The organism is Sphingobacterium lactis (assembly GCF_051951495.1).
Lineage (GTDB): Bacteria > Bacteroidota > Bacteroidia > Sphingobacteriales > Sphingobacteriaceae > Sphingobacterium > Sphingobacterium lactis_A.
In genome coordinates this window covers 614,885-639,578 of sequence record NZ_JBNHAS010000001.1, presented here as the reverse complement: position 1 = coordinate 639,578, position 24,694 = coordinate 614,885, and the positions used below count along the sequence as shown (strand labels likewise).

The 24,694-nt window shown below is 37.0% G+C and carries 19 protein-coding genes; 5 read left to right on the top strand and 14 right to left on the bottom strand.

All coding sequences use genetic code 11. The features are described 5' to 3' along the window. Positions 1-61: 61 nt before the first annotated feature. Positions 62-475 carry a DUF4783 domain-containing protein gene (locus ACP6L2_RS02655; RefSeq protein WP_440507755.1) on the bottom strand — a complete coding sequence of 138 codons (414 nt, stop codon included), beginning with the start codon at positions 473-475 and terminating at the stop codon, positions 62-64. 169 nt (positions 476-644) lie between these two features. Here ACP6L2_RS02655 and gpmI point away from each other — a divergent pair, with 169 nt between their 5' ends. Next, positions 645-2,180: a 2,3-bisphosphoglycerate-independent phosphoglycerate mutase gene (gene gpmI, locus ACP6L2_RS02650; RefSeq protein WP_440507754.1), complete on the top strand. Its 1,536-nt coding sequence runs from the start codon at positions 645-647 to the stop codon at positions 2,178-2,180. 25 nt (positions 2,181-2,205) lie between these two features. Further along, positions 2,206-2,739, top strand: coding sequence for a hypothetical protein (locus ACP6L2_RS02645; RefSeq protein ID WP_440507753.1), 534 nt, complete (start codon positions 2,206-2,208; stop codon positions 2,737-2,739). Between the two features lie 69 nt (positions 2,740-2,808). Here the strand turns inward: ACP6L2_RS02645 and ACP6L2_RS02640 are convergent, their stop codons facing one another. Together ACP6L2_RS02640 and ACP6L2_RS02635 are read right to left on the bottom strand one after the other, a co-directional pair. After that, on the bottom strand, positions 2,809-3,345 hold the full coding sequence (locus tag ACP6L2_RS02640; protein ID WP_440507752.1) for an adenine phosphoribosyltransferase: 537 nt from the start codon (positions 3,343-3,345) through the stop codon (positions 2,809-2,811). Continuing rightward, positions 3,308-4,246 carry a helix-hairpin-helix domain-containing protein gene (locus tag ACP6L2_RS02635; protein WP_440507751.1) on the bottom strand — a complete coding sequence of 313 codons (939 nt, stop codon included), beginning with the start codon at positions 4,244-4,246 and terminating at the stop codon, positions 3,308-3,310. Before ACP6L2_RS02635 ends, ACP6L2_RS02640 begins: the two co-directional genes overlap by 38 nt. Positions 4,247-4,316: 70 nt before the next feature. Between ACP6L2_RS02635 and ACP6L2_RS02630 the strand changes: the two genes are divergently transcribed. Then, positions 4,317-4,925, top strand: a complete 609-nt coding sequence (locus ACP6L2_RS02630; protein WP_440507750.1) for a polysaccharide deacetylase family protein — start codon at positions 4,317-4,319, stop codon at positions 4,923-4,925. Here ACP6L2_RS02630 and ACP6L2_RS02625 read toward each other — a convergent pair. The 7 genes from ACP6L2_RS02625 to ACP6L2_RS02595 all read right to left on the bottom strand — a co-directional run bounded on the left by ACP6L2_RS02625 (position 4,890) and on the right by ACP6L2_RS02595 (position 15,087). Beyond that, positions 4,890-5,711 (bottom strand): DUF4249 domain-containing protein, encoded by an 822-nt coding sequence (locus ACP6L2_RS02625; RefSeq protein ID WP_440507749.1) that lies wholly within the window; start codon positions 5,709-5,711, stop codon positions 4,890-4,892. The two genes, ACP6L2_RS02630 and ACP6L2_RS02625, sit on opposite strands and share 36 nt — an antisense overlap. Before the next feature lie 4 nt (positions 5,712-5,715). Further along, positions 5,716-8,073, bottom strand: a complete 2,358-nt coding sequence (locus tag ACP6L2_RS02620; RefSeq protein ID WP_440507748.1) for a TonB-dependent receptor — start codon at positions 8,071-8,073, stop codon at positions 5,716-5,718. 120 nt (positions 8,074-8,193) lie between these two features. Then, a complete protein-coding gene (locus ACP6L2_RS02615; RefSeq protein WP_440507747.1) occupies positions 8,194-9,009 on the bottom strand; it encodes an alpha/beta hydrolase in 816 nt (271 codons plus the stop codon). Next, entirely contained in the window at positions 9,009-9,899 is an 891-nt protein-coding gene (locus ACP6L2_RS02610; RefSeq protein WP_440507746.1) for a hypothetical protein, read from the bottom strand. Before ACP6L2_RS02610 ends, ACP6L2_RS02615 begins: the two co-directional genes overlap by 1 nt. 185 nt (positions 9,900-10,084) lie before the next feature. Beyond that, positions 10,085-10,717: a hypothetical protein gene (locus ACP6L2_RS02605; RefSeq protein WP_440507745.1), complete on the bottom strand. Its 633-nt coding sequence runs from the start codon at positions 10,715-10,717 to the stop codon at positions 10,085-10,087. 759 nt (positions 10,718-11,476) lie between these two features. Next, complete coding sequence (locus ACP6L2_RS02600) at positions 11,477-12,118, bottom strand: hypothetical protein (RefSeq protein ID WP_440507744.1); 642 nt, start codon at positions 12,116-12,118, stop codon at positions 11,477-11,479. A gap of 44 nt (positions 12,119-12,162) precedes the next feature. Beyond that, on the bottom strand, positions 12,163-15,087 hold the full coding sequence (locus tag ACP6L2_RS02595) for an FAD-binding and (Fe-S)-binding domain-containing protein (protein ID WP_440507743.1): 2,925 nt from the start codon (positions 15,085-15,087) through the stop codon (positions 12,163-12,165). 229 nt (positions 15,088-15,316) lie between these two features. Here ACP6L2_RS02595 and ACP6L2_RS02590 point away from each other — a divergent pair, with 229 nt between their 5' ends. After that, positions 15,317-15,796, top strand: coding sequence for an Lrp/AsnC family transcriptional regulator (locus ACP6L2_RS02590; RefSeq protein ID WP_344672662.1), 480 nt, complete (start codon positions 15,317-15,319; stop codon positions 15,794-15,796). A gap of 5 nt (positions 15,797-15,801) precedes the next feature. Next, a complete protein-coding gene (locus ACP6L2_RS02585; RefSeq protein ID WP_440507742.1) occupies positions 15,802-16,956 on the top strand; it encodes an EamA family transporter in 1,155 nt (384 codons plus the stop codon). Between the two features lie 126 nt (positions 16,957-17,082). Here ACP6L2_RS02585 and ACP6L2_RS02580 read toward each other — a convergent pair whose 3' ends face one another. The 4 genes from ACP6L2_RS02580 to ACP6L2_RS02565 form a co-directional block, all read right to left on the bottom strand. After that, complete coding sequence (locus tag ACP6L2_RS02580) at positions 17,083-18,048, bottom strand: discoidin domain-containing protein (protein WP_440507741.1); 966 nt, start codon at positions 18,046-18,048, stop codon at positions 17,083-17,085. A gap of 14 nt (positions 18,049-18,062) precedes the next feature. Continuing rightward, on the bottom strand, positions 18,063-19,898 hold the full coding sequence (locus ACP6L2_RS02575; RefSeq protein ID WP_440507740.1) for a RagB/SusD family nutrient uptake outer membrane protein: 1,836 nt from the start codon (positions 19,896-19,898) through the stop codon (positions 18,063-18,065). 8 nt (positions 19,899-19,906) lie between these two features. Continuing rightward, a complete protein-coding gene (locus tag ACP6L2_RS02570; RefSeq protein WP_440507739.1) occupies positions 19,907-23,086 on the bottom strand; it encodes a SusC/RagA family TonB-linked outer membrane protein in 3,180 nt (1,059 codons plus the stop codon). 335 nt (positions 23,087-23,421) lie between these two features. Further along, complete coding sequence (locus ACP6L2_RS02565) at positions 23,422-24,693, bottom strand: glucose-1-phosphate adenylyltransferase (protein ID WP_440507738.1); 1,272 nt, start codon at positions 24,691-24,693, stop codon at positions 23,422-23,424. Position 24,694 lies beyond the last annotated feature (1 nt).

The window sequence follows — 24,694 nt, the reverse complement described above, 5'->3', positions numbered from 1 at the left end:
ATTAAGCGAAGATGAAGAAAAATAAATTTATATGGAAACTATAACTAAGAAAAATTCAAAGTTATTCTATTCGGAGTTCAGTGATTTGGGATTCCCCATCGATATGGTTAAACTTAAAAAACAATCGATAAGTACCTGAACTGGCCTTTAATTGATAAACAATATAGAAACTGGAATTATTACGGTTTGTCTGTTGAACTTTTTTAATATCCTGGGTTTTATTGGATCTGAAAAAATCACTCAACATCAATTCTGCTTGAAATTTGGAGTAATGTCCAGAATCGTTTTTGATCGATAAAGATACGTTCTGTCCAAAATAAGCGGAGATACCTTTTGCGTTATTGTTCTTAAATGCATCCATTAATTCATTACTCGGGTCATTCTGCCAATAGGCAAAACTCAGTAAAGGCAACACTGCAATGGCCATAAAACTGATAAAGAACTTATATGATATCCCTCTTAACGCGCGCTCCATGATTAATTCGGTACGATGATAATATTAATAACTGCAAATAATTTTAACTAATTTCTAAATTTTTAATTTTCTCGCAGCTAAAATGATGCCAATACTTGTTATTAATTGATTTTTTTAGGTCAAAGCCTAATTTTTATAGTTTTTAATAGAGAAGGGTTATATTTGTGTAATGAGTTCTGAGAATAAAAAAGTAGCATTATTAATCCTGGATGGATTAGGCTACGGAAAAGAGGATAATTCAAATGCCGTATTAGCTGCCAATACTCCATTTTTAGATCACTTACTATCAACCTACCCAAATTCCAAATTAGAAGCGTCAGGTGAAGCTGTTGGATTACCAGCAGGTCAAATGGGCAACTCCGAAGTGGGCCATATGAACCTTGGTGCTGGAAGAATTGTTTATCAAGAATTAGGAAGAATCAATAAAGCTGCCCGTGAGGGAGTCTTCAAACAAGATCCAACCATACAAGCTGCCTTCCAATACGCTAAGTCAAACCATAAAAAAGTACATTTTATTGGGTTGCTTTCTGATGGTGGTGTGCATGCGCATATTGAACACTTAAAGGCTTTATGTGATGCTGCAGGTGATGCACAGTTAGGTTCTGATGAAGTATTTATTCACGCATTTCTAGATGGTCGTGATACAGATCCGAATGGTGGTTTAAATTATGTAACACAATTACAAGATCATTTATTGCACTCTACAGGTACTATTGCCTCCGCTATTGGACGCTACTATGCCATGGATCGTGATAACCGTTGGGAACGCGTAAAACAAGCTTATGACCTTTTAACTAAAGGAATTGGTACTCCATCGCAAAACCTTTTAGACTCCATCGCCTTATCTTATCAAAACGATATCACCGATGAGTTTTTGAAACCAATCGTGATGGTCAATCCTGATGGAACGCCAAAAGCAACTATTCAAGAAGGTGATGTTGTCATCTGTTATAACTTCCGTACCGATAGAGGACGTGAAATCACCATTGCTTTAACCCAGCAAGATTTCCCTGAATACGATATGCATCCCCTATCCTTATATTATGTCACCATGACATCTTATGATGATACGTTTAAGGATGTAAAGGTTATTTTCCATAAAGACAACCTAACCCAAACATTAGGAGAAACACTTTCATTACAACATAAAACTCAAGTTCGTATAGCAGAAACAGAAAAGTACCCACATGTGACCTTCTTTTTCTCTGGAGGTCGTGAAGATCAATTTGAGGGTGAACACCGTTTATTAATCCCTTCTCCGAAGGTGGCAACTTATGATTTACAACCAGAGATGAGTGCACAGGGAATTACGGATGCCATTTGTAAAGACATGGTTGAGAATCATCCAGACTTTATCTGTTTGAACTTCGCAAACCCAGATATGGTTGGTCACACCGGTGTTTTTGAAGCGGTTGTTAAAGCAGTTGAAACTGTAGATCGTTGTACGCAGACGGTAGTTGAAACAGGATTAAAAGAAGGCTATTCCTTCATTATCCTTGCAGATCACGGTAACTCGGAATATATGTTGAATGAAGATGGCTCTGTAAATACCGCGCATACAACAAACCTAGTGCCTTGTATCTTAATCGATAAAGATTACAAACACATACAAAATGGTAAACTTGGGGATGTTGCACCTACCGTGCTTCGCTTATTAGGTTTAACTATTCCAACTGAAATGACTGGTGATGTATTGGTATCCTAAAATATCGAAAGGTTTGTCTAAACTTATGACAATATTGGCTGTAAGTAGTTTTTCCTTTTTGATTTCCTGTCAACAAAATGAAAAACAAAGTCAAGAGAATCTGAATGGGAAACCCAAATACTTTGATCTGCCTGCTTATTTCCAAAAAGAAATTGATTTATTGAGTAAGGCTAATCCAGAGATTGAGAAGACCGTGTCAAAAGATGATCAAGAAGAAACCAAACGTTTGAAGATTAAAGATTGGGAGATCGAATTCTCCAGCTTTAAGAATATTGACCTCAATAAATCTGCCTATGCTGAATTTATACAGGTTGATTCGACTAATGGGGTACTTCAATATAGTTTCAACAATCCCAAATCCGACTTATCATGTGTTCGGATAGAGATGGATAGTCTAGGACAGCCTAAGGTCATCAGTATACAACGCGATGTAGTCAATAACCTTTATCATACAGCTGAATTTTTAGTCTATGAAAAAGGAAAATACTACTTGGTTGAAAAGAAACAGGATGTAAAAGTGATGGGTGACAACCAGTATCGTGTACTTGGAAATTTTTAAGGAAAGATAATCCGTATTAAAATAAATGGGCTATTATTTCAAAAATAATAGCCCATTTTATGTTCTACCCTATTCGTAATGCACTAAGGAAACAATTTTCTCACTAAATCGGGTTAAACGACCTGCGCTTTGCAAGAAGTCTAAACTGATCACAAAACAATATGCGGCCACTTCTGCCCCCAATTGCTCTATTAGTTTACTAGCAGCTACTACAGTACCCCCTGTGGCTAGCAAATCATCGTGAATGAGTACTTTTGTCCCTGCCGGAAATGCATCCTCATGCATCTCAATGGTTGCTTGACCGTATTCTAATTTATAAGATTCCGAAACACAATGAAAAGGTAACTTCCCTTGCTTTCTAATCGGAATAAAAGGTTTATTTAAGCGTTGAGCCAAAAGAAATCCAAAAAGAAATCCCCGACTTTCAATACCTGCTATTACATCAAAGTCTATTCCGTCTAAACGTTCTACAAATCGCTCTACGGCGGCTTGTACCAGTTTAGGATGTTGCAATAATGGGGTAATATCTTTAAATACGATCCCCGGTTGGGGAAAATCAGGAATATCTCTAATCACTGATGTCAACTGCTTTTCTATGTTTTCCATGGTCAAAATCCAAATAAGGCTCAATTTTAATGAAAAATTCTTCATCTAAGGAAAGAATCTTCTTCAAATCTGCCAATTCCTTAAAATTGCCATGTTGTACCCGATAGTTGATAATCGTTCTTGCTCTTTTATAACGTACGTAGGGATGTTTAGCTAAACTGTCTATGCTAATCTGATTGATTAAAATCCGCTTATGACTATTGGGCATGAGTTGAATTTGCTGATGAATTTTATCCCAGATATCCTCTGGAATTCCATACACCTCTTTAAGCTGATTAATGTCATGAAACCCACCTAATGCATCTCGAAACTTGACTATCCTTTTTGAAAATACAGGTCCTATACCCCGTACCTCCATCCATGAATTTGTATCAGCAGCATTCACATTTATAAGGATCTTCCGAAAACTCTCTTTCCGTTTATTCGAATAAGGTCTTTCCTCTGGCATAGGTTGATTGATAGGATCTTCTTTTATTTGAACAAAAGGAGTTAATCGCTCCACATCCTGGGGCCTTAAACTATACAATTTTGCCAAGTCTGCTTTATCTCTAAACCTACCTCCTTTGGACCTGTAATTTAATATTCCTTTGATTTGTTTCTTTGTTAAATCTAATGCTTCCCATCCCGACTCATCCAAGCTGTTCGGATCAAATGAAAAATATGCTATGTCCTTCTTTTGTACCGAATACTTTTTCCTTTCGACATCCGAATAGTTTAATACCTTTTCTTCTGACCCTTTTTGTCCTTTATGAACAATTAATTCATATTTAATTGGATGCCGATTCTGTTGTAGCGGCAAAATCAAGTGAATTACTAAAAAAACAAAAATTAAAAACAAGAGTACCATTACCCCTCTTTGTTCTCTTTGGTTTAAGCGGAATAATTCGAAAAGATGCTTCATTTCTATGGACAATATGGTTGGTTGTAAGAAAACTTAGCTAAATTTGTCATAAAATATCGACTGTTACAATATGCATTTTGTTCGCCCCATTTTTTTCCTTAAATACCTTTATTCCAAAGCGATTTGGAGAAAAAGTAAACAAGAAAATAATATATATTTAACATTCGATGATGGACCAATACCTGAAGTTACTCCTTGGATTCTAGATCTCTTATTGAAAAAGAATATCAAAGCGACTTTCTTTTGTGTGGGGGATAATATTAGAAAACATCCGGATATTTTTGCCCGTATAAAGGCAGAAGGGCATGCCATAGGAAACCATACTTACAATCACCTCAAAGGATGGGACACGATGGATGATGTGTATTATGAAAATGTTGGCAAATGCCAAGAGTTGACACAGACTCGTCTGTTTAGACCGCCATATGGTCGCATGAAACTCAGCCAGCAACATGAGCTAGCAAAGCATTACGATATCATCATGTGGGATGTGTTAACGGGCGATTATGATGCTCGAATTTCGCCTGAGCAATGCTTAAAAAACGCTACTGAATATGTAAGAAACGGAAGTATACTAGTCTTTCACGATAATATCAAGGCTATCCCTAACCTTAAGTATGCTTTAGAAAAGACAATTGATAGCCTAATGCGTAGAGGCTTTAACTTCGTCCTGATTTAACACATCATCATCTTGTATGACTACCGAGTATTCCCTTTGATTAGTTATCCCAAAATAACCTAGCGCATTATTCGATAAGTTACCAGAAGGATTACCGGGTGCTGCACTACCTGGATTTGTCGATTGAAACTCATTCCAATAGGTATAGACATCTTTGCTCACCAACTGTCTTCGTACAATAATCTTATCTCCTGCTTTGAAATCCTGATTCCTACCACCAATCTGATGCGTTACTTCTTGACCATCATTGAATTTATCATTAAAGGCCATGTTAAATTTAAATGGTCCATCATTAATGGAAACCTCGTAAATATAATAATTCGGCACATTGACGGGATCACGGAACTTTAGATTTACAAAATAATAAGTCTCCCTAAAGATATCTTCTTTTGTTACGCCCATAGAATCAATCTCTACGTATTCCGGCATTTTGGCCTTACTTTCATACGTCTTGTTATTGTGCGTGATATTCAAAGTATAAGTAAGGGCATTATTTACTGAAAAATTACTATGCGTATAGTCTCCATTTCCTTTCGAGGTAAAAGTGAAAATACGACCATTACTAGCTATTACATTGACTAATGCCTCTGTTACTGGGTCGAAATTTTCCGCATCAAAATTTACCGTCCGACTGAGGTGAATGATTTGATTACGATCTTTATTGGTCAGTTTTGCTTCAACAACCATTCTTGGATCTGAACTGTTCAAATCAACATCAATTTTCTCCTCACACGAAGCCAATACAAAAAACAGTAAACTTAAAATCCATATATTATTCTTGCGCATCTTCTTAAAATTTAAAGTTCCAGGTAACTGAAGGGATAATACCAAATAAAGCAATTTTATAGGCCTCGGTGACATTCGGGTTTTGCTCACTTTCACGGAAATCTATGATGTAAGCATTTCTTCTATTATATGCATTGTATATGCCAAATGACCAACTGGAATTAAAGCGTTTATTTTCACTTTTCGGTTCATAATTAGCCGACAAATCTAAACGATGATAGTTAGGCATACGGTATCCATTTCGTTCTGTATAATAGAACATGGTGGTCCCATTGACTTGGTACTTTCCACTCGGAAATGTGATGGCATTCCCCGTGTTAAATACAAAGGTAGCTCCAACATTCCATTTCGGACTCAACTGATAAATCCCTACAACAGAAATGTCATGCGTACGATCTTGTCTGGCAGCATACCACTCGCCATCATTGATTTGATCAAATTGACGTTCGCTTCTCGCTAAAGTATAGCCTATCCAGCCATTTAATTTCCCTTTATTTTTACGCAAAAGGAATTCTACACCATATGCTCTGCCCTTACCATACAATAAATCGCCTTCCATATATTTATTAGCCTGCAGATCAGCTCCATTTCGAAAATCGATTTGGTTGTTCAAGTTTTTATAATAAGTCTCAACAGAAAACTCATATTGGTTATCTGCGAAATTTCTAAAATAGCCTAATGCTACTTGATCGGCAATCTGAGGCTTGATATTCAAGCTACTCACAACATATTGATCAGTTGGCAAACTTGAAGTGGTATTCGTTAATTGATGTAGATTTTGGGCTATTCGGTTAAAGCTAGCTTTAATACTGTGTTTTGGACTTAAAATATAGGCCATGGATAAACGTGGTTCCACATTGAGGTAGTGCTTGATGATTTCATTCCCATACTGCTGCTCGGAAACGGGTTCACCATCCTGATCAAAGCCATAAAATGTACCAGGTCCCATGACCATAAAATCATTTAAGCGTAGACCATAGATAAGGGACAAATTGGACCATGGTTTCCATTCATGTGACACATAAGCTGCTGCCTCTACTCCTTGCCTATTATCCACTTTAATGGTATTTACAGCCGACCCATCTTCCGCATTTAGGCTTGCAGGGCGGATTTGCTGATGCAATAAATTGACACCAAATTTAAATACACTATTATTACTCAAATAATAGGAAAAGTCTTGTTTAAAATTCCAGTTTCGAATTTTTGAAGCAATAGTGAATTCCGAATCCTCATTATTCACATTTACATTATATGTAAAATCGCTATAGATAAATGTACTGTTACTAAAAAGTTGATTATTCCAAACACGGTTCCAACGCATGGTTGCAGTGGCATTCCCCCAATCAAAACCAAATAAATCAGAATATCCTAAATCATCCTTACCAAAATATCCGGAAAGGTAGATCGTATTCTTATCGTCTAATTTATAGTTGACCTTCGCATTTAAATCGTAAAAATACAACTTACTCTTATTGACGGTCTCATCCTTTGATAACTTCAAAAACATATCGGCGTAAGTACGTCGACCACTCAGCATAAACGAACTTTTGTCTTTCACAATCGGACCTTCCAACTTCAATCTTGAAGCAATTAAACCCAATCCACCCTCCATAGAGAATCTTTTGCTATTACCATCAAGCATATTTATATCCATTACTGAGGATATACGTCCGCCATACTGAGCTGGAATACCACCTTTGTATAAATTCGCATCCTTAACAGCATCTGAATTAAAGGTAGAGAAGAAACCTAATAAATGGGATGCATTATAGACGGTTGCCTCATCCAAAAGAATAAGATTTTGATCACCTGCACCTCCACGAACATAGAAACTGCTACTTCCCTCACCACCTGATGCAACACCTGGTAATAATTGAATGGTTTTCAAAATATCGCGTTCCCCAAATATCACTGGGATATTTTTCACCTCTTCCATTGTAAACTTCAAGGATCCCATTTGTGCAGAGCTGACATTCTCATCTTGCTTTTTACCGGATATAACGACTTCCTCAATCGCATTCGATTCAGGCTTCATTTCAATGTTCAAGTTCTTTCCACTAGCTATATCTACTTGCTGTACCCAGGTTTGATAACCTACAAAACTCACCTCCACTTGGTAAGATCCGGTAGGAACCGATAAGGAATAGAAACCATAATTATTAGTGTAGCCACTTAATTTCAAATCAGGAATCCGAATGACTGCAGCTATTAAACTCTCTCCAGTGTTAGCGTCTTTGACATAACCACTTATACTCACCTTTTCTTGACTAAAAGCTGGGTTCGAATGGCTAAATAAAAACAGTATTAAAGTAAAAATGCTTAGGGAAAAACGATTGAAAATACCCACTTTACATATATCCATGGTTAAAAATAAAAAAGCCATTCTGAACTTCAAAATGGCTTCTGTAGGTTTATAATATCTTATACGTAACAAAAGTACTAATATTATTCAATTCCGCAATACAATTATCCAAAATAGACATTACTTAATCGGAGTTGTGAAAAAATCATTAAAAAATACGAGTTGATATAGAATGGATTTACTCCAATAATCCCAATTATGGGCACCTGGCATCGTCAGAAAACGGTGAGGAATATTCATGTAAGTCAGTTTCTCATGTAATCTTGTATTCACCTGGTAGAAGAAATCTTCTGTACCACAATCAATAAATAAAGCCAGGGATTTGGGTTTAATCAAATGTGTCATTTCCATTACGGTACGGGCATTCCATGAATCTGCATGTTCGCTATATTCTCCAAGTCGTTTTGCCATTTCCCAATTATTCGGAAAAGGCCGAATGTCCACACCACCTGCTGTACTTCCGGCAGCAGCGTAAAGGTCCTGATGCTTAATAGCCAAATAAAGAGCTCCATGCCCTCCCATACTTAAACCTGTTATGGCGCGTTTAGAACGATCTTTTGCTACCCCATAATTTGATTCCATGTAATGGATCAATTCCTTAGAAACAAAGGTTTCATATTGATAATTGGCATCATTCGGAATATCCCAATACCAGCTTCCGAATCCACCATCAGGACAAACAATATACATTTGATATTGATCAGCTAAAGCTTTGATGGCAGGAACTTTATTCACCCAATTGCTGTAATTCCCCGAATAGCCATGCAAAAGATAAACAGTTGGCAAAGTTTTGCCTTTGGCATTCTCGGGCTGTATAACAACAGTTTTGATGGATTTATTCATTGCAGCACTTGGAACCAATAGGGTGTCAACCTTAGCTGCATACGAAAAACCCATAGAAAGCAAAAAGTAGCATAAAAGAAAGTGTATTCTCATTATGGATTGGGTTTAGATGTTTTATATTGATAAAGATAAGAATCTAATCCAAATGGACGCTCGCTAACTGTAAAAAAGCTCTTACCATCTTTCGAAAAACTTATAGCCTCTCCTTGAGGCTCCGGTTCATATTGCATGTTGCGAAATGGCTTAGAAAGACTTTGCTCTACTTTCTCTTTAGGATCACGGGGGAAAAAATAAACTTGAGTCAAGTTTTTGATTAAGATGGCATTTCCGGTTGGACTGATATCTGCAGCGGTCACAAATGTAAAAGGAAAGCTTAACAATTTCTTTAACTGATGCTGTTTAACCCCATTAAAAATGTTGGCTGTATATAATGCAGATTGAAATTCACGCTTACTAATCAGATAGAAGGTTTTCGAGATTGGATCAATGAAAATTGCTTCGGCGTCTCTTGCTGGACCATCATAATTCAAGGTAATTACCTCTATATTTTCTTTGGCTAGTTCAATCTGTTTTTTTGAAGTGGTATCCCATTTTGGTTCTTCAAACTTATATAATTTGATGGAAGATCTGACACCCCTATTATCGCCTATATCTGCTAATACAATATAGGTTCTTCCTTGCAGTTCCACCTTTGCAATATCTTCCATATCAATCGCAACTATTCCTTCTAGGTTAACAGTTTGCAGCAGTTGACCAATGGAATCCACTAAAAATAGTCTTGATTTATCACCACTGTCATTGTGCATCCAAAAAGAACCCGGATTTAAATCCGATGCTATCAATCCAGAGATTTCATTGAGCTCCGGTGCCAATAGCTTACCTTTTGCAGTACGGGTCGTTGGGATTGTCGTTTGGGCATTTAGTCCAATGAATACTGAACTAAATAAAAGAAAGCTTAAAATATGTAAGGCACTTTTGATCATCTTCTCCAAATTATTATTTATTTAAAATCAATTTCTAACGACTTCCTTTTTCCAGCAGAATTAGGAAATAATTAGAATATGGCTTAAAAATAAACAATCTATTTAGGTCGACCTAAATTCTTAAATGAATTATCAAAGATTGACTTAAGATGAACTAAATTGACAGGAAATGAAGCAAAAAGATATTACTCAGCCCTAAACTCCCAGATGGAAGTGCCAGATATATTTTCAGTGTGAAAACTAAATTTTTGATGATCTTTATTTTCTACCACAAACAAATTCTCATCTTTGATTTTAAAGATTAAATTAGAATTGTAGTGGAAATCCTTTAAGTTCTCTGATAATATCATTGAACTATCCGTTTCCAATACCAAATTTTGTTTACTATTAATTTTCGAGTTTATAGTTGGATAAAAATACTTAACGACCATATTGTTTTCAAAACTCAGTCGAGTAAAACCAGTTTCAACCTCAGGCAGATTACCTTTCTGCAAACTCAAACTATCCACTTCAAACGGTAACTTTGCTAAGATGACCCTTTTACCATTCAATTTATATTGCACATAGGATGCGCCATTTTCACTTTGGGAATAATAAAATTCCTTCAATCCTATTAGATCTTTTACCACATGATTATACAAAACCGGGTCATTTTTAATCTGATCTAAGGATGTTTCTGTTCTTTTGTGCTGTCTTTTGTAATTATTGGCAACAGACACGCCAACAAAGAAAATTCCTGTGACCAAACAAAAAACAATAAATAGGGATATATGCTTACCTGTAATAGGAATTTTTTTCTTTTCGATTTTGAATTTCATTTCAAGTTATGTGTGATTGGTTTGATGTGTGAAAATTACGAAAAAGAATTAATTCTGGTATAAAAAAAATATCAAAATTAGCTTGATTCACAACCTTAAATTCATTTTGTATTTGTTGGATGCGAAACAAAGATACTTTTCACTGAAAGACTAGATACATTACCATTTATTGCAAGCATAATGACTCCATTCAGTAAGGGTATTCCCTCCATATTGCTTCGAGTCTCTTAGGGAATTTCCTTGGATCTGATAGGGACTTCTTTCGGATCTCGTTCGCTTCTAACCGAACGAGATCCGAAGGAGATCCGAACAAGTTCCGAAGGAGATCCGAAGGGTTCTCGAATCCAACCCCTAGCAAACCCCTGTGTGAGTCGATTAGATAACAGACGAAAGACATCAGAAATAGATGGGAAAATGTAGAAAATTGAAACTTTACGGGGCGAGCGATGCATGCATCGCCCCTACATGAAATGTGGAAAATAAAGTCTAATACAACCTTAGCTGTAGGGTCGAAGCATGCTTCGACCGTGTACCAATATTCATTAATTTACTAATTCCGTATTGAATAGTTTGAAGTTCCATCAGCTAACTTCGCAATGACGATGCCTTGGGGAGTGAAATGAAAAAAGTGGCGGTCGATGCATGCATCGACCCTACAAACAACTGTGAAATAAATAATATATTATTTTTCACATATTTCTATCTAACAGCGAAGCGATCTCATATCTCACATCTATTAGCGAAGCGGTCTCCAACAAATTATTTACCTTCAAAGGAGGCAATTACTGCTTTTCTGTATGTTGAGTCTTTTTCTGTTAATTCAAAGGATTTTTTGTAGGTATCTACAACACCAAATAGTTCAGCTGGGGTACCTGTTCCATTCTCGAAGAAATACTTGAAAGAATAGGTTGCGGATTTAGATAAATCCACTTTATCCTTGTTTGATGAGAACACAAGTGGTAATAGCGTTGAAGAGCTCATTTTTCCATCGGTCGGTAATTTCATCAAGTCACCTAAGCTTTTCACAAAATTATCTGAAATAGGTCCAAGGGAGGATATTTTAACAGCTCCTTCACGGAAACCGGCATTTTCATCAGCCCCACCAGTCGCGGTAACCCCTGGTGCAATATCCTTAACTACCTCTACATTAAAACCTACTGTATCTTGATTGTACAAAGACTTTGCCTGATAAACTACAGAAGAATCTGTTTGTCCTTTTTCTTCTAAATGAAAATATAAGTGTAATTTTTCAGCGTCTTTATTGCTAGTCAATTGATTTAATGCAGCCACTGAAGTACCAGTAGAATCTGAAGATTGATTTTCTGTTTTAGATGCATTATTACAAGATGCCAGTGCTATTAAAGCTGCAAAACTTAAGCCGATGTACGTACGTTTTTTCATAATTCTTTTATTTATGGATTAACAAACATAAGAAATAAATGTTCTTATTTTTTAATCAAAGCGTCATAAAGAATTTCAACGGGATGATAGGATTTTCGTGCTAATCCATCCTTTATTTGGTGTCTACACGATGTTCCTGCAGCCGCCACCACATACTCATCACCGGTTTTTCGCAAAGTAGGAAACAACACCAATTCTGCCACTTTTTGGGAAACTTCATAGTGTTCCTTTTCATAACCAAAGGATCCTGCCATTCCACAACATCCAGATGGAATAACCTCCACTTCATAATTTTGAGGGAAAGAAAGCACCTGCTTGGTGTAATCCACTAACTTGAACGCTTTTTGGTAACAGTGACCATGTAGTTTAATTTTTTGAGGTTGTGCAGTAAATTGTTCAGGATGTATTTTACCAGCTGCAATCTCTCGTACCAAGAATTCATCAATCATTAAAGCATGTTTCGCTAATTCTACAGCCTTTTCACGTTTTGAAGGATCTACGAGATCAACATACTCATCACGGAAGGTAATGATTGCCGATGGCTCAATGCCTAATAATGGTGTCTCGGCTGATATAATAGTGGCAGCTAATTCTACATTGGCATTAGCAATGGTTTTAGCCTTTTTAACGAATCCTTTTGAAAGAAAGGTCCTGCCGCTCTCCTTTAAGTTTGGAACCAGTACGTCATATCCTAAGGCGGTTAAAAGCTTAAAAGCGGTGATACCTATCTCTGTATCGTTGTAATTGGTAAATTCATCGCTATACAGATAAACTTTTGGTTTCTCGGGTTGAGGCGTTTGCTTGTTGGCCCACTTACTCAAGGTAGTTCCATAAACCTTAGGCAAAGAACGCTTAGGAGCGAATCCAGCAACTTGCTTGATCAAAGAAGAAGTCAAGGCATTTGTAGCGAAGAAATTATATAGCGGAGCGACTAAAGAACCCAACTTTTGAGATTGGGTAAAATTGGCTATCAGCTTTGAACGAAAGCTGCTTCCATTTGCATCGTAATAATGCTGTAGGAATTCGGCTTTCATTTTCGCAATGTCTACACTGGAAGGGCATTCCGTTTTACATCCCTTACAACTAAGACATAGATCCATCACTTCTTTTAATTCCTTATGATCGAAACGGTTTTCCTGATTGGAATTGGTCAAAAACTGTCTGAGCATGTTGGCTCTTGCACGGGTAGTGTCCTTTTCATCACGAGTAGCCATAAACGATGGACACATGGTACCTCCGGTAATTTCCGTTTTTCTACAGTCTCCAGAGCCCGAACATTTCTCTGCCAAGCGTAATATGCTTTCACTTTTTGTAAAGTCGAAATAGGTTTTTATTTGCTTCGCATCGGTGATTTTATCGTAGCGTAAATGCGTATCCATTGCAGGCGTATCCACAATCTTCTTAGCATTGAATACAGCTTTAGGATCAAATATATGCTTAACCTCCAATAGCAATTGATACACTTGTTCACCCAATACTTTAGGTATAAACTCTCCTCTCAGTCGACCATCTCCATGTTCACCACTTAAAGACCCGTTATATTTCAGAACTAAATCTGTGGTTTTCTCTAATATCCTACGAAACTGTTTTTTACCATGACCAGTTTTTAGATTGATAAATGGTTCGATATGTAATTCACCAGCTCCAGCATGCGCATAATAGGATGCATGTACTTGTTCTTCGGCGAGCAATTGCTGCACATCACGAACATAATCAGGAAGGTCTTCTGGAGAAACAGCACAATCTTCAATTAGATTCACAGGTTGGGAATCACCTGGGAGATTACGTATTAAACCTAGGCCTGCTTTACGAACATCCCATACCAAATTGGTTTGTGCAGTTCCCAGTATGAGTGGATATGCATAACCCAATCCTTCCAACATTAACTCGGATTTTAGTTTATCTGCTTTTGCTTGAATTTCTTCTACAGTATCTCCGCGGAATTCGATGATTAATAATGCTTGAGGATCGCCTTCAATGAAGAAGCGATTATATTGATAAGTTGGATGACCAACTGTAAAATCTAAAATATATTTATCCACCAATTCAGAGGCTTCAGGATTATTGCGCAAGGCAACAATATTCCCTCGCATACATTCTACCATATCATTAAAATGTACACATAACAAACCTATCTCCTTAGGAGGCAATGGCATAAGCTTTATCTTAGCCTCGGTAATAATTCCGATTGTACCTTCGGAACCTGCCAACAATTTACAAAAGTTAAAAGGCTCAGTAGTATCGGTAAGCATATCTAAGGCATAGCCGGTATTTCTGCGGGTTATATCTTTCTTAGGATATCCGGATTGAATAGCATTCAGATTCTCTTTATTGCTAATCAGTTCGTTAATCTGTCTATATATTTCGCCTTCGCGATTTGATGCACTTAGCTTTTGAAAGTATTCTTTTTCGTTTAATGCCTCAAAACGCACGGAAGAAGCATCATCCAACAAGACCTCAGCAGACAATAGGTTCTGTCTAGTGTCTCCCCAAACAATGGAGTGCAGTCCAGAGGAATTGTTTCCAATCATACCACCGATCATGGCACGACTAGCAGTTGAGGTTTCAGGACCAAACATCAATCCCATTGGTTTTAAATAGGCATTTAAATCGTCTCGAATGACACCAGGTTGTACTCTTGCCCATCTTTCCTCTACATTTACCTCTAAAATCTTATTAAAGAATCTAGAAACATCTAATACGATTCCATCACCTACGACTTGACCAGCCAATGAAGTTCCTGCGGTACGCGGAATCAAGCTAACTTGATTCTCCTGTGCAAAGGCAATTAACTTCTTCAGATCTGTAATATCTTGTGGGATACAAACCGCTAGAGGTAATTCTTGGTAAACAGAAGCATCTGTAGAATAAGCTAAACGCATAGTTTGATGCGATACTTGTGCTGCATCATAAAATAAATCCCCCTGAAGAGATAGTGCTAAGGCTGCTAAATTTGACTGTATTGACACGACTAGTATAGATTGAATAGCAAAACTAAGCATTGTTACACAAATAAACCCACTTTCTATATATTTTTAATGAGTAAGAGAAATTGCTTATATTAGTAGTTAAATAAAGATAGTGTAAGCCTTACACGAACTTAAGTTTCTACAAAAAGAACCTTAATATTCTGAATAAAATTCATTTTTTGTATAAAAATTTTGAATTTCATTCTGTATTACCGATATTTGCCACGATATGGCAAAACTAGAAATTTCCCTCGATCAGATTGATCTACAGATACTTCGCATTATGCAGGATAATGCCCGCACGAACAATGCGGATATCGCACGCGAATTGGGTATGGCACCTTCCGCAATTTTAGAGCGTGTTAAAAAATTAGAGCAGAAAGAAGTGATCTTGCAATATAATGCGCGAATCAACCCTGCTGCGATAGACCAAAAAATGCTATCCTTTATTTTCATCAAAACACAAGATATTATTGGGGTTCAGAAAGTTGGCTTATTGCTGGCAGAAATACCTGAAGTATTGGAGGTACATGATATTGCTGGCGAAGATGGTTACTTAATCAAAGTAAGAACAAATGATTCTGCTGGTTTAGTGGATCTAATGCGTAATACCTTAAGTAAAATTGATGGCATTATCTCTACCAGAACAACGATTGTATTAGAAACAGTTAAAGAAGACAATAAATTGGTTATTCCTTTTAAGGATTAGGTTTTATGGTTAACAACAAAAAAGCGTCAAACAGTACGATTATATTCGCCTATCTGGTTGTTTATATCGTTTGGGGTTCTACCTTTTTCTTTATTGAGAAGTCATTGCATGCCTTCTCGCCTTTTGTACTAGGCTCTATTCGTTTTATCATTGCGGGATCTTTATTGATGTTATACTGTTGGATAAAGGGCTATAGGATCTATTATAAACCAGCTGTGAAGGATGCTGCGATGGTCGGTTTCTTACTGCTATTTGTGGATATGGCAGCGATAATCTGGTCAGAGCAATACATTTCTAGTGGTATTGTCTCCATATTATCCGCAGCTACAGCTATTTGGTTTATTATTTTAGATAAACCGAAATGGAAAGAAAACTTTTCCTCCATCCCTACCCTTTTAGGCTTAATCTTAGGCTTCATTGGGGTTTTCATGTTATTTGCAGAACAGATTTTTTCACCTACTGCAAATTCAGATGCTGGAGAGAACAGGTTATTGGCTATGATTGTTTTAACGATCGGTACCATTGGTTGGACAATAGGTTCGCTTTTCTCAAAATATAGTAAGGAAAAAACTAAGGCTAAACAATTGGCCATAAATCCAAAGGAACAGCCTGAGGATCTCAATGTGATGGTAAAAACGGCATGGCAAATGGTTGTTGCTGGGGTTACTTTTACAACAGTTGCATTAATAAATGGAGAATATGCCCGATTCGATATTGCTGCAGTTAGTCCAGAATATTGGGGAGCAATGATTTACCTAGCCTTAATGGGGTCTATTCTAGCCTTCAGTTGTTATATCTATTTATTACAGGTTCGTCCAGCAACTGAGGTTAGTACCTACGCATACGTGAATCCAATTGTTGCTTTAATACTCGTACATTTCTTCACGGAGAACGAGGTGACCAAAATGCAGATTATTGGTTTAGCTGTCGTTCTTTTCAGTGTGCTGCTAATGAACTGGAACCTTTATGTGGAAAGTGATCTTGTGCGCAAGTTTAAACGTCGTAGGAAGATTCGTAAAATGCGTCACATGGCACCTAAGAGTAGTATTCCACGTATTATTGAGGTAGCTGAATACATACAGAAAACACCAAATAAAAAGAAGTTAAAAGGTGACAATAATCAAGAGAATCTTGATGCATTGAATGATGAAGAGGAATAATAAGTGTTATTAAAGATTAAATAAATAGCATCTTAAAGAAGAATTTCACTTTCATATACAAGAATAAAAGAACAAAGGGTTGAAGCATATGCTCCAACCCTTTTCCTTTTCAAATGAATATTATACTTAATATCCTATTGCATCAATCTCAGCTAAGTGAGTTGAAAGCTGATTATTAAAGTTATCCTTCATCACAATCCTTATTTTGCTTAAGTATTGTGGTTGGATAGGGAATCTTTGCATATCAAGTTCAGTTTGAACCATTTTTTGATCTTTTAACAAAGTAATCCAAGTTGTTCCATCCTTAGTTCCAAGAACATCAAATGTTTTGAAACCATTGGCATTGTTTTGACGGCGAGTCAAACCAATCTGTGTAACATAAAGTTCTTTGCCAAAGTTCACTTCTGCCCAATGTGGGAAAGGTATATTTGCCGGACTCCATGTAGATGACCAGAAGGTACCTGGGTTATTATCGATTAAAGCAGCTGCTATACCATTACCTCCACCTTCGGATGCTTGATCAGAAGAAACAGAAGCACTCCAACCGGTTTTGTTATGTGCTTTTTCAATTACAGCCGCATAATAAAGAACAGTTGATGCTCCTGGGCGGAAATTATAACCTTGACTATTTGTAGCTTTAATAGCTAATAAATATTGGTCACTTAAGCTAAACTTGGTAGGGTTATACGTAAGCGAAATATTTTCTGAACTAATACTTCCTGCTTGGATGGTACCTGATGTCTTGTCTAAGGAATAACTTCCAGCAGGGAAAGGTTTCAATGCAGGTTGCCCTAAAGTTGCACGAACACGGTTCACACTATCAAAAGCTTGTTGATCTACTGTAAAATCTACATTAATATTATCTGCTGGAAGACCTAATCCACCATAATTTACAGTGAAAATGTCTTTACGTTCCTCCACCTGTGGGAAGATTGTTAAGCTCTGCATTCCATTTACGGCTTTTTGAACACTTAACCAAGCTCCTTCACGCGTATCGGAAGTTTGCTCATAGGTTGGGATATCTTTTTTACACGAGGTAAAAGTCACCAAACCTAAAGCTATTGCGATTAAAGTTTTATTTAATTTATTCATAACTTATTCAATGATTAAAAACCTGGAGCCTGAACTAATTGTTTATTACGATCTATTTCTGCTTGTGGCCAAGGCATGAAATAGTATTTATTATCCCATCTTGCACGGTTAAGAACTGGCGTACGTTTGTGGAATGCTGGATCGCTTAGCGAAGTTCCTCTATTCATATCCATACCATTATAAACACCACCTTGTACATACCCTGGTTTGTCTGCAACTTTCCATCTTCTTACATCAAAGAAACGCTTACCTTCAAATACTAACTCAATACGTCTTTCTCTACGGATAGCTTCACGAACTTGATCTTGAGATAAGCCAGTAGATAATGCAGGGATTCCACCACGAGTACGAACAGCATTTAAGTATTTCAAGACATCAGCATTGTTAGGTTGTGATTCATTTAAAGCTTCAGCGTAATTCAAGTAAAGCTCAGATAGACGAATTAACATCGCAGACCTGTTGACAACCACTGAAGGGTTCATACTATAAGTCGGGTTAATGTTCTTTCTAGCAGTATAACCTGTTTTAGGCCAGTCACGAGGTGAACCGTTTTTACCTGAGTTACCTGAGGTATAGAACTCAACACGAGTCATGCCTGATTTAGGAGCTCCAATAATTTTAGAACCATTGAATGTGATATAAGAATAAAATCTTGGCTCTCTTTTGGTATACATATTATTGGTTCCAACCACATAATAATCATTTCCAACAGTTGCATAAGTTGTTTCACTATAGCCTGGGAATTGATTAGGATTTAGACCATCTTGCATACGGAAATCATCCACTAATTCCTGAATTACACCCATACCATTGTAAGGGGTCCCCGTTACAGCACGTGAAGCAGAGTGACTTTCCCATTGTCCACGGTTGGTAAAAGGACGAATCCAAACACCTTCAGTTGTAAAACCTGCTTGATCCCAAAACACATCACGTGTGGAAAGGAATGCTGTTTCGAAATCATTAGCTCCTTTTTTCACATAAAGTTTTTTACCATTAGCTTCTGCAAGATCAATAGCAGTCTTAGCCTGAGAAGCAGCAGTAGCCCATTTGTTATTATCTTTTGATTGTGAAATCAACTGTTTACCATCTAAGTTTTTCCAATTTGCTAAATCTGTATTTCCATTATATAATGGACTTGCATTGAAAAGGGTAATTTCAGATTTAACAGCTTCCACGATCATTTTATTGATACGACCGATTTGGGTTCCATTAACCGTGGTGGTACCCTCCTGATAAAATTCATCTGGCATATCAGCAGCAGCTTCGTTCATTTGGTCAATGACAAACTTCACAGACTCATCCCAAGAACTTCTTGCAATTTGATAATTATTACCAGCAGCCTCATCCGAATCTAACGGCAGGATTACAACTGGACCATGTAATTTCATGACATGCCAGTAATAAAATGCTCTTAAAAATTTAGCTTCAGCTTTGTATTGTTTCACTAAAGTTGGGCCATTTTCCGCATCTAAAAGCTCCTGACATTTATCAACATTGGCAATAAAAATCCCACACTGTCTGATTTTATTGTACATATTCACATACGGTGAGGAAATATTGTCTGCAGTAACTGCACCACTATTTAAAGGGAATTCTTGCCAGTTGGAGATATCCACCTCATCAGTAGTAGCAGAGAAAGTATAGTTATAGGGTTGATCCCAAATATCAGGAATCTGCGCATATAATCCTCCCCAGTAATTTTCTGTTTGTGCACGATTGGAGAAAATAGTTTCGATATTCAACAAGTTGTCTGGTTGAGCATCAAAGAACGAATCGTTACAGCTATTTAAGGTCACTGCTGCCATTGCAACTATTAAAGCCACCTTGATTTTTCTATATTTAAATTTCATTGTTATTCTTATTTAAAGTTCAACCTTAAACCCACATTGTATACGCGAAGGTTAGGATACACGATACCACGACCATCACCAATTTCTGGATCCCAGAAATCCCATTTCGATACAGTGAATAAGTTAGTACCATTCACGTACAATCTCAATTTGCTCATTCCCACGCGGTCTAACCAAGGTTTATCGGTAAAATTATACCCAAATTCAGCTTGTTTCAAACGGATGTAATCAGAACGTTTAACCCACCAAGAACTGGTGTAATAGTTCGTCGTAACGGTTTCGTTTGTTGATAAACGAGGATATAAGGTTTCTTTATCAGGGTTTTCAGGATCCCAACGATCTAAAACATTGGTATACATATTTCCGTAAGTAGCACCTTGAGAGAAAGGCGTTACAGCAAAACCAGATTGATAATTTAAATCAACAAGACCTGCACCCTGGAAGAATAAACTTAAATCAAAACCTTTATAACCACCACCCAAAGTCAAACCATAAGTGATTAAAGGTGTAGCACCATAGCCAATAGCTGTTTGGTCATTGGAGTTGATAACTCCATCACCATTCAAATCTTTATAACGAATATCACCAACACGAACATCACCTGATTGGGTTGCAGCATTTGCAATTTCATCATCTGTTTTAAATAATCCAGTAGCGATATAACCCATACGTTGAGAAATACGTTGTCCTTCGTAATTTCTATATTCGTAAGCCCATGGCGGTAAGTTATCAGCAACAATCTTATTGGAGTTATAGTTCATGGTTCCACGAGCCATGAAAAATCCATTCTCCATATTCTTGTTGTATTCAAGGGTTAAATCCATACCCTTATTTTTGGTAGCACCCATATTTTTGAAAGGCACGTTGGATGAATTAAATCCAGATACATAAGGAATATCTAAACCTTGCAATAAGATACCTTCGCGGTTTTCACTGAACAATTCAGCAATAAATTGTAATTCGTTATTGAAGAAGTTCATCTCAATACCTACGTTATGACGGTAGGAAGTTTCCCAAGTAACATTACCTCGCATTAATGATTCTAGATACCCTGTATAAGTTCTCTGCGAACCAGGTAATCCAAAAGAATAAGAACCACCACCGGAAGCAAACTGTGTAAGGTACATGAAACGTTTGTTTCCATCTAATACACTTGCATTACCCGATGAACCGTATGAATAACGTAATTTGAAGTGATTCATCACGTCTTTTACTGGCTCAAAGAATTTCTCATTGGAAACAACCCATCCTAAACCTACAGAGGAGAATAAACCATAACGGTTATCTGGTGTGAAGTTATCAGAACCAGAATAAGAGAAGTTGGTTTCGAATAAATATTTACGATCGTAAGCATAAGTTGCACGACCCACTACATTTCTTTGACGGAATGGAATAGCTTTCTTATAAGAATCTACATTGGTATTTGCATCCGAATAATCAGATTGATTAAACAAGATCAAACCACCAACATCATGCAAGCCAAATGCACGGTTGTAATTTAAGGAAGCTTCTGAGTACAACCTTCTTGAAGTACCGCGGGATAATGCAAAATCTAAGTCTGGTGATCCTGTTTGGGTATTAGTCATGATTAATTCACCTTGTGCGTCACGACCCTCAGCAAAATAAGAAGGAAGCGTTCTTACACGATATAAACCTGAATATAAGGTTGCATCAAAAGCAAATAAACCAGATAATTTAAGCCCTTCCGTAATAAGACCTAAATCTTGAGTCAAACGTAAGTTTGAACGTAAGACATTATTATAGGTATTATTCGTACCTGTTTGGGTCATAGCCTTATAAGGGTTTTCTGTTGTACCCTTAACCATTGGCCATAAACCATTCGAGTATTGAACTGGAATAACGTGTGGTGAAGCTTGGGAAGCCAATTGGAAGATGATGTTTTTTCCTAATGCAGGCTCATTATAGTTCTTCAAGTAACCGTTAAGACCAAAGTCGATTTTCGTCTTAGGTGATATATTAATTGTCAAATTACTGGTGAAATTGAAACGATCTTCTTTCAGTTCTGAATTATAAGATTGAATTTCATCTGTTTTAAATTGACCAGTTTCACGATAATATCCTAATGAAAGGTAGTATTGGGCAATATCCGCACCACCAGTAATGTTTAGGTTCGCACGGTTAGAGTTAGCATAATCCTTAAATAAGGCATCATACCAGTTTACGTTTGGATAAAGATCTGGATCTTCTCCTGTACGATGTTTCTCAATACGTTCTGGTGTGTAAAATGCTTGCTTACCACGCATGGTTAAACCTTCATTGAATAACTCCATGAAAGTAGGCCCGTCAATGAATTTTGGTAAATAAGTAAAACCTGTAAAACCATTTTGCAATTCTGCAGAAATGGTAGGTTTACCAGCTTTACCTTTACGGGTATTGATGATAATTACACCATTTGCACCACGGGTACCATAAACGGCAGTAGCAGTTGCATCTTTAAGGATGGTAAAGCTTTCCACATCTTCTGGATCGATATTATTAATATCACGATCTGGCACTCCATCTACAATTAATAATGGCGATTGTGGTGAGCTGGCAAAAGTGGCAACCCCACGAACAAATAAATTGGCACCATCTGAGCCAGGACCGCCGGAACGTTGTGTTGCTACAACCCCAGCTAAACGACCTGCAATGGCAGTAGAAAGATTGGCAACAGGAACCTTCAATTCTTCACGTTTGATCGTGGCTTGAGAACCTACGTTACTTTCTTTCTTTTGGGTACCAAAACCAACAACAACTACCTCATCGATACCTTCAAGGTCCTCTTTTAAGGTAATTGAAATGTCTTTTTGGTTTGCTTCAACAGGTAATTCTACCGTTTGAAAACCCATTAAGCTAATTTTTAAGGTTGTATTGGAAGGTACTTCCAAAACAAACCTACCATTAGCATCAGTCGTCGTTGCAATTTTCGACTGATTTTTAACCGCTACTGTTACACCTTGCAAAACATTTCCTGCTTCATCCTTTACAACCCCAGTAATAATGGTGTTCTGTTGGAAATAAGCATAATTTGCAGCTTTTGGTGAAAAAGTGGCGGCATTCAAAATGCCTGTGTTACCATTTGGAAACATCTGACATAGCAATAAAGCAACGATGGAGGTTTTCCCCAACCTTGGTGAATTTTTTGAAAGAAATTCCCAAGTGTTTCTAATTGGCTGTCTTTTTTTCATGCTGATAATTAGTGGTTATTCTTTGATTATTTTGGTAAGTATAAGCATGAAATATTTAATAAAAAACTGCAATCGTTTGCGCAATTTTAACAAAGTTTTAATAGTTTGTTACATAATTTAATGAATAAAGAAGCGTTTATATAGATTAATCGTTATTAAATAAAATCACTTAATCCTAATAAGAAAAATATTAACCTGACAACACAAAAAAGTTAAACAATCGAATACTTTTGTTAAACATGAAGTTTTTGGACATGCTAAAACCATTGCGCAAAAAAAATCCGAAGGTTTTATTTTGACCTCCGGATTTATGGTGTTTTATAACAAGGAAAAATTTAAAATCCTATTGTTCTTCCATGTTGGATTACTGCATTTTTCTTAACAACTACAATTCCATCTCGAATAGTGTATTCTTCGAATTCGCCATCGGGCAAATGTCTTCCACCTTTAATTCGAACATCATTACCAATTCGGCAATTTTTATCTAAGATTGCATTTTCAATATAACACCGCTCTCCTACTCCGATTGGCGGTGGTTGTTGACTGTTTGCCAATTCGACAACTTCATTTAGGTCTTCGTAATAATCAGAACCCATCATATAGGTAAGTTTAATTACGGTTCCAGAACCTATCCTAGATCGAATACCAATAACTGATTGTTGTATCTTTTCAGCCAGAATAATACATCCATCAGCGATAATAGTATGATTTAAAGTTGTTCCAGATAATTTAGAGGGAGGCAACATACGGGCTCTGGTGTAGACAGTTTCACCAAATAAATTAAAGGAAGGTATATCCTCCGTTAAACCGATATTAGCTTCAAAGAAGGAAGCAATTGTACCGATATCCGTCCAATAACCATCAAATTGATAGCTTAAGACTTTAGAATCTCCAATCGCATCAGGAATAATTTCTTTTCCAAAATCCATTCCTTTATTTTCCTCAAGCAATCTACGTATCACATTTTTTGAAAAAACATAAATTCCCATAGATGCTAAGTAATTTCTTCCTTGTTTTTCTAATTCCTCAGAAACTTCAGACGTCCATTCAGATAACAAGTCTTTACTAGGCTTTTCGATAAAGGATACGACTTCATTTTCCTCATTGGATTTAAGGATTCCGAAGCCAGTTGCTTCTTTTTTAGTAACCGGAATGGTAGCAATCGTAATTTCCCCACCATTCTTCACATGGAAATCAACCATGGCCGAATAATCCATTTGGTACAATTGATCACCAGAAAGGATTAGCACATAATCGTAATCCACATTCACTAAATTCTTTTGGGTTCGTCTAACCGCATCTGCTGTACCTTCAAACCAGGAATCGCCTTCGCTGGTTTGCTCCGCAGCCAAGATATCTACAAATCCTTTACTAAAAATGGAGAAATTGTAGGAGTTCTTGATATGCTTATTCAAGGATGCTGAATTGAACTGGGTCAATACAAAGATCTTATTGTATCCCGAGTTCAAACAGTTAGAGATAGGAATATCTACTAACCTGTACTTCCCTGCAATAGGTACCGCTGGTTTTGACCTTTGATCGGTCAATGGGTACAATCGGGTGCCTCTCCCGCCTCCCAGGACAATAGAAACTACTTTGTGCGACATA

Bases quoted from the DNA above. Each gene is read 5' to 3' on its own strand.
- gpmI (WP_440507754.1), top strand. From the start codon at position 645: ATGAGTTCTGAGAATAAAAAAGTAGCATTATTAATCCTGGATGGATTA.
- ACP6L2_RS02615 (WP_440507747.1), bottom strand. From the start codon at position 9,009: ATGAGAATACACTTTCTTTTATGCTACTTTTTGCTTTCTATGGGTTTT.
- ACP6L2_RS02630 (WP_440507750.1), top strand. From the start codon at position 4,317: ATGCATTTTGTTCGCCCCATTTTTTTCCTTAAATACCTTTATTCCAAA.
- ACP6L2_RS02605 (WP_440507745.1), bottom strand. From the start codon at position 10,717: ATGAAATTCAAAATCGAAAAGAAAAAAATTCCTATTACAGGTAAGCAT.
- ACP6L2_RS02600 (WP_440507744.1), bottom strand. From the start codon at position 12,118: ATGAAAAAACGTACGTACATCGGCTTAAGTTTTGCAGCTTTAATAGCA.
- ACP6L2_RS02620 (WP_440507748.1), bottom strand. From the start codon at position 8,073: ATGGATATATGTAAAGTGGGTATTTTCAATCGTTTTTCCCTAAGCATT.
- ACP6L2_RS02585 (WP_440507742.1), top strand. From the start codon at position 15,802: ATGGTTAACAACAAAAAAGCGTCAAACAGTACGATTATATTCGCCTAT.
- ACP6L2_RS02635 (WP_440507751.1), bottom strand. From the start codon at position 4,246: ATGAAGCATCTTTTCGAATTATTCCGCTTAAACCAAAGAGAACAAAGA.
- ACP6L2_RS02580 (WP_440507741.1), bottom strand. From the start codon at position 18,048: ATGAATAAATTAAATAAAACTTTAATCGCAATAGCTTTAGGTTTGGTG.
- ACP6L2_RS02570 (WP_440507739.1), bottom strand. From the start codon at position 23,086: ATGAAAAAAAGACAGCCAATTAGAAACACTTGGGAATTTCTTTCAAAA.
- ACP6L2_RS02575 (WP_440507740.1), bottom strand. From the start codon at position 19,898: ATGAAATTTAAATATAGAAAAATCAAGGTGGCTTTAATAGTTGCAATG.
- ACP6L2_RS02640 (WP_440507752.1), bottom strand. From the start codon at position 3,345: ATGGAAAACATAGAAAAGCAGTTGACATCAGTGATTAGAGATATTCCT.
- ACP6L2_RS02610 (WP_440507746.1), bottom strand. From the start codon at position 9,899: ATGATCAAAAGTGCCTTACATATTTTAAGCTTTCTTTTATTTAGTTCA.
- ACP6L2_RS02655 (WP_440507755.1), bottom strand. From the start codon at position 475: ATGGAGCGCGCGTTAAGAGGGATATCATATAAGTTCTTTATCAGTTTT.
- ACP6L2_RS02645 (WP_440507753.1), top strand. From the start codon at position 2,206: ATGACAATATTGGCTGTAAGTAGTTTTTCCTTTTTGATTTCCTGTCAA.
- ACP6L2_RS02625 (WP_440507749.1), bottom strand. From the start codon at position 5,711: ATGCGCAAGAATAATATATGGATTTTAAGTTTACTGTTTTTTGTATTG.
- ACP6L2_RS02565 (WP_440507738.1), bottom strand. From the start codon at position 24,693: ATGTCGCACAAAGTAGTTTCTATTGTCCTGGGAGGCGGGAGAGGCACC.
- ACP6L2_RS02590 (WP_344672662.1), top strand. From the start codon at position 15,317: ATGGCAAAACTAGAAATTTCCCTCGATCAGATTGATCTACAGATACTT.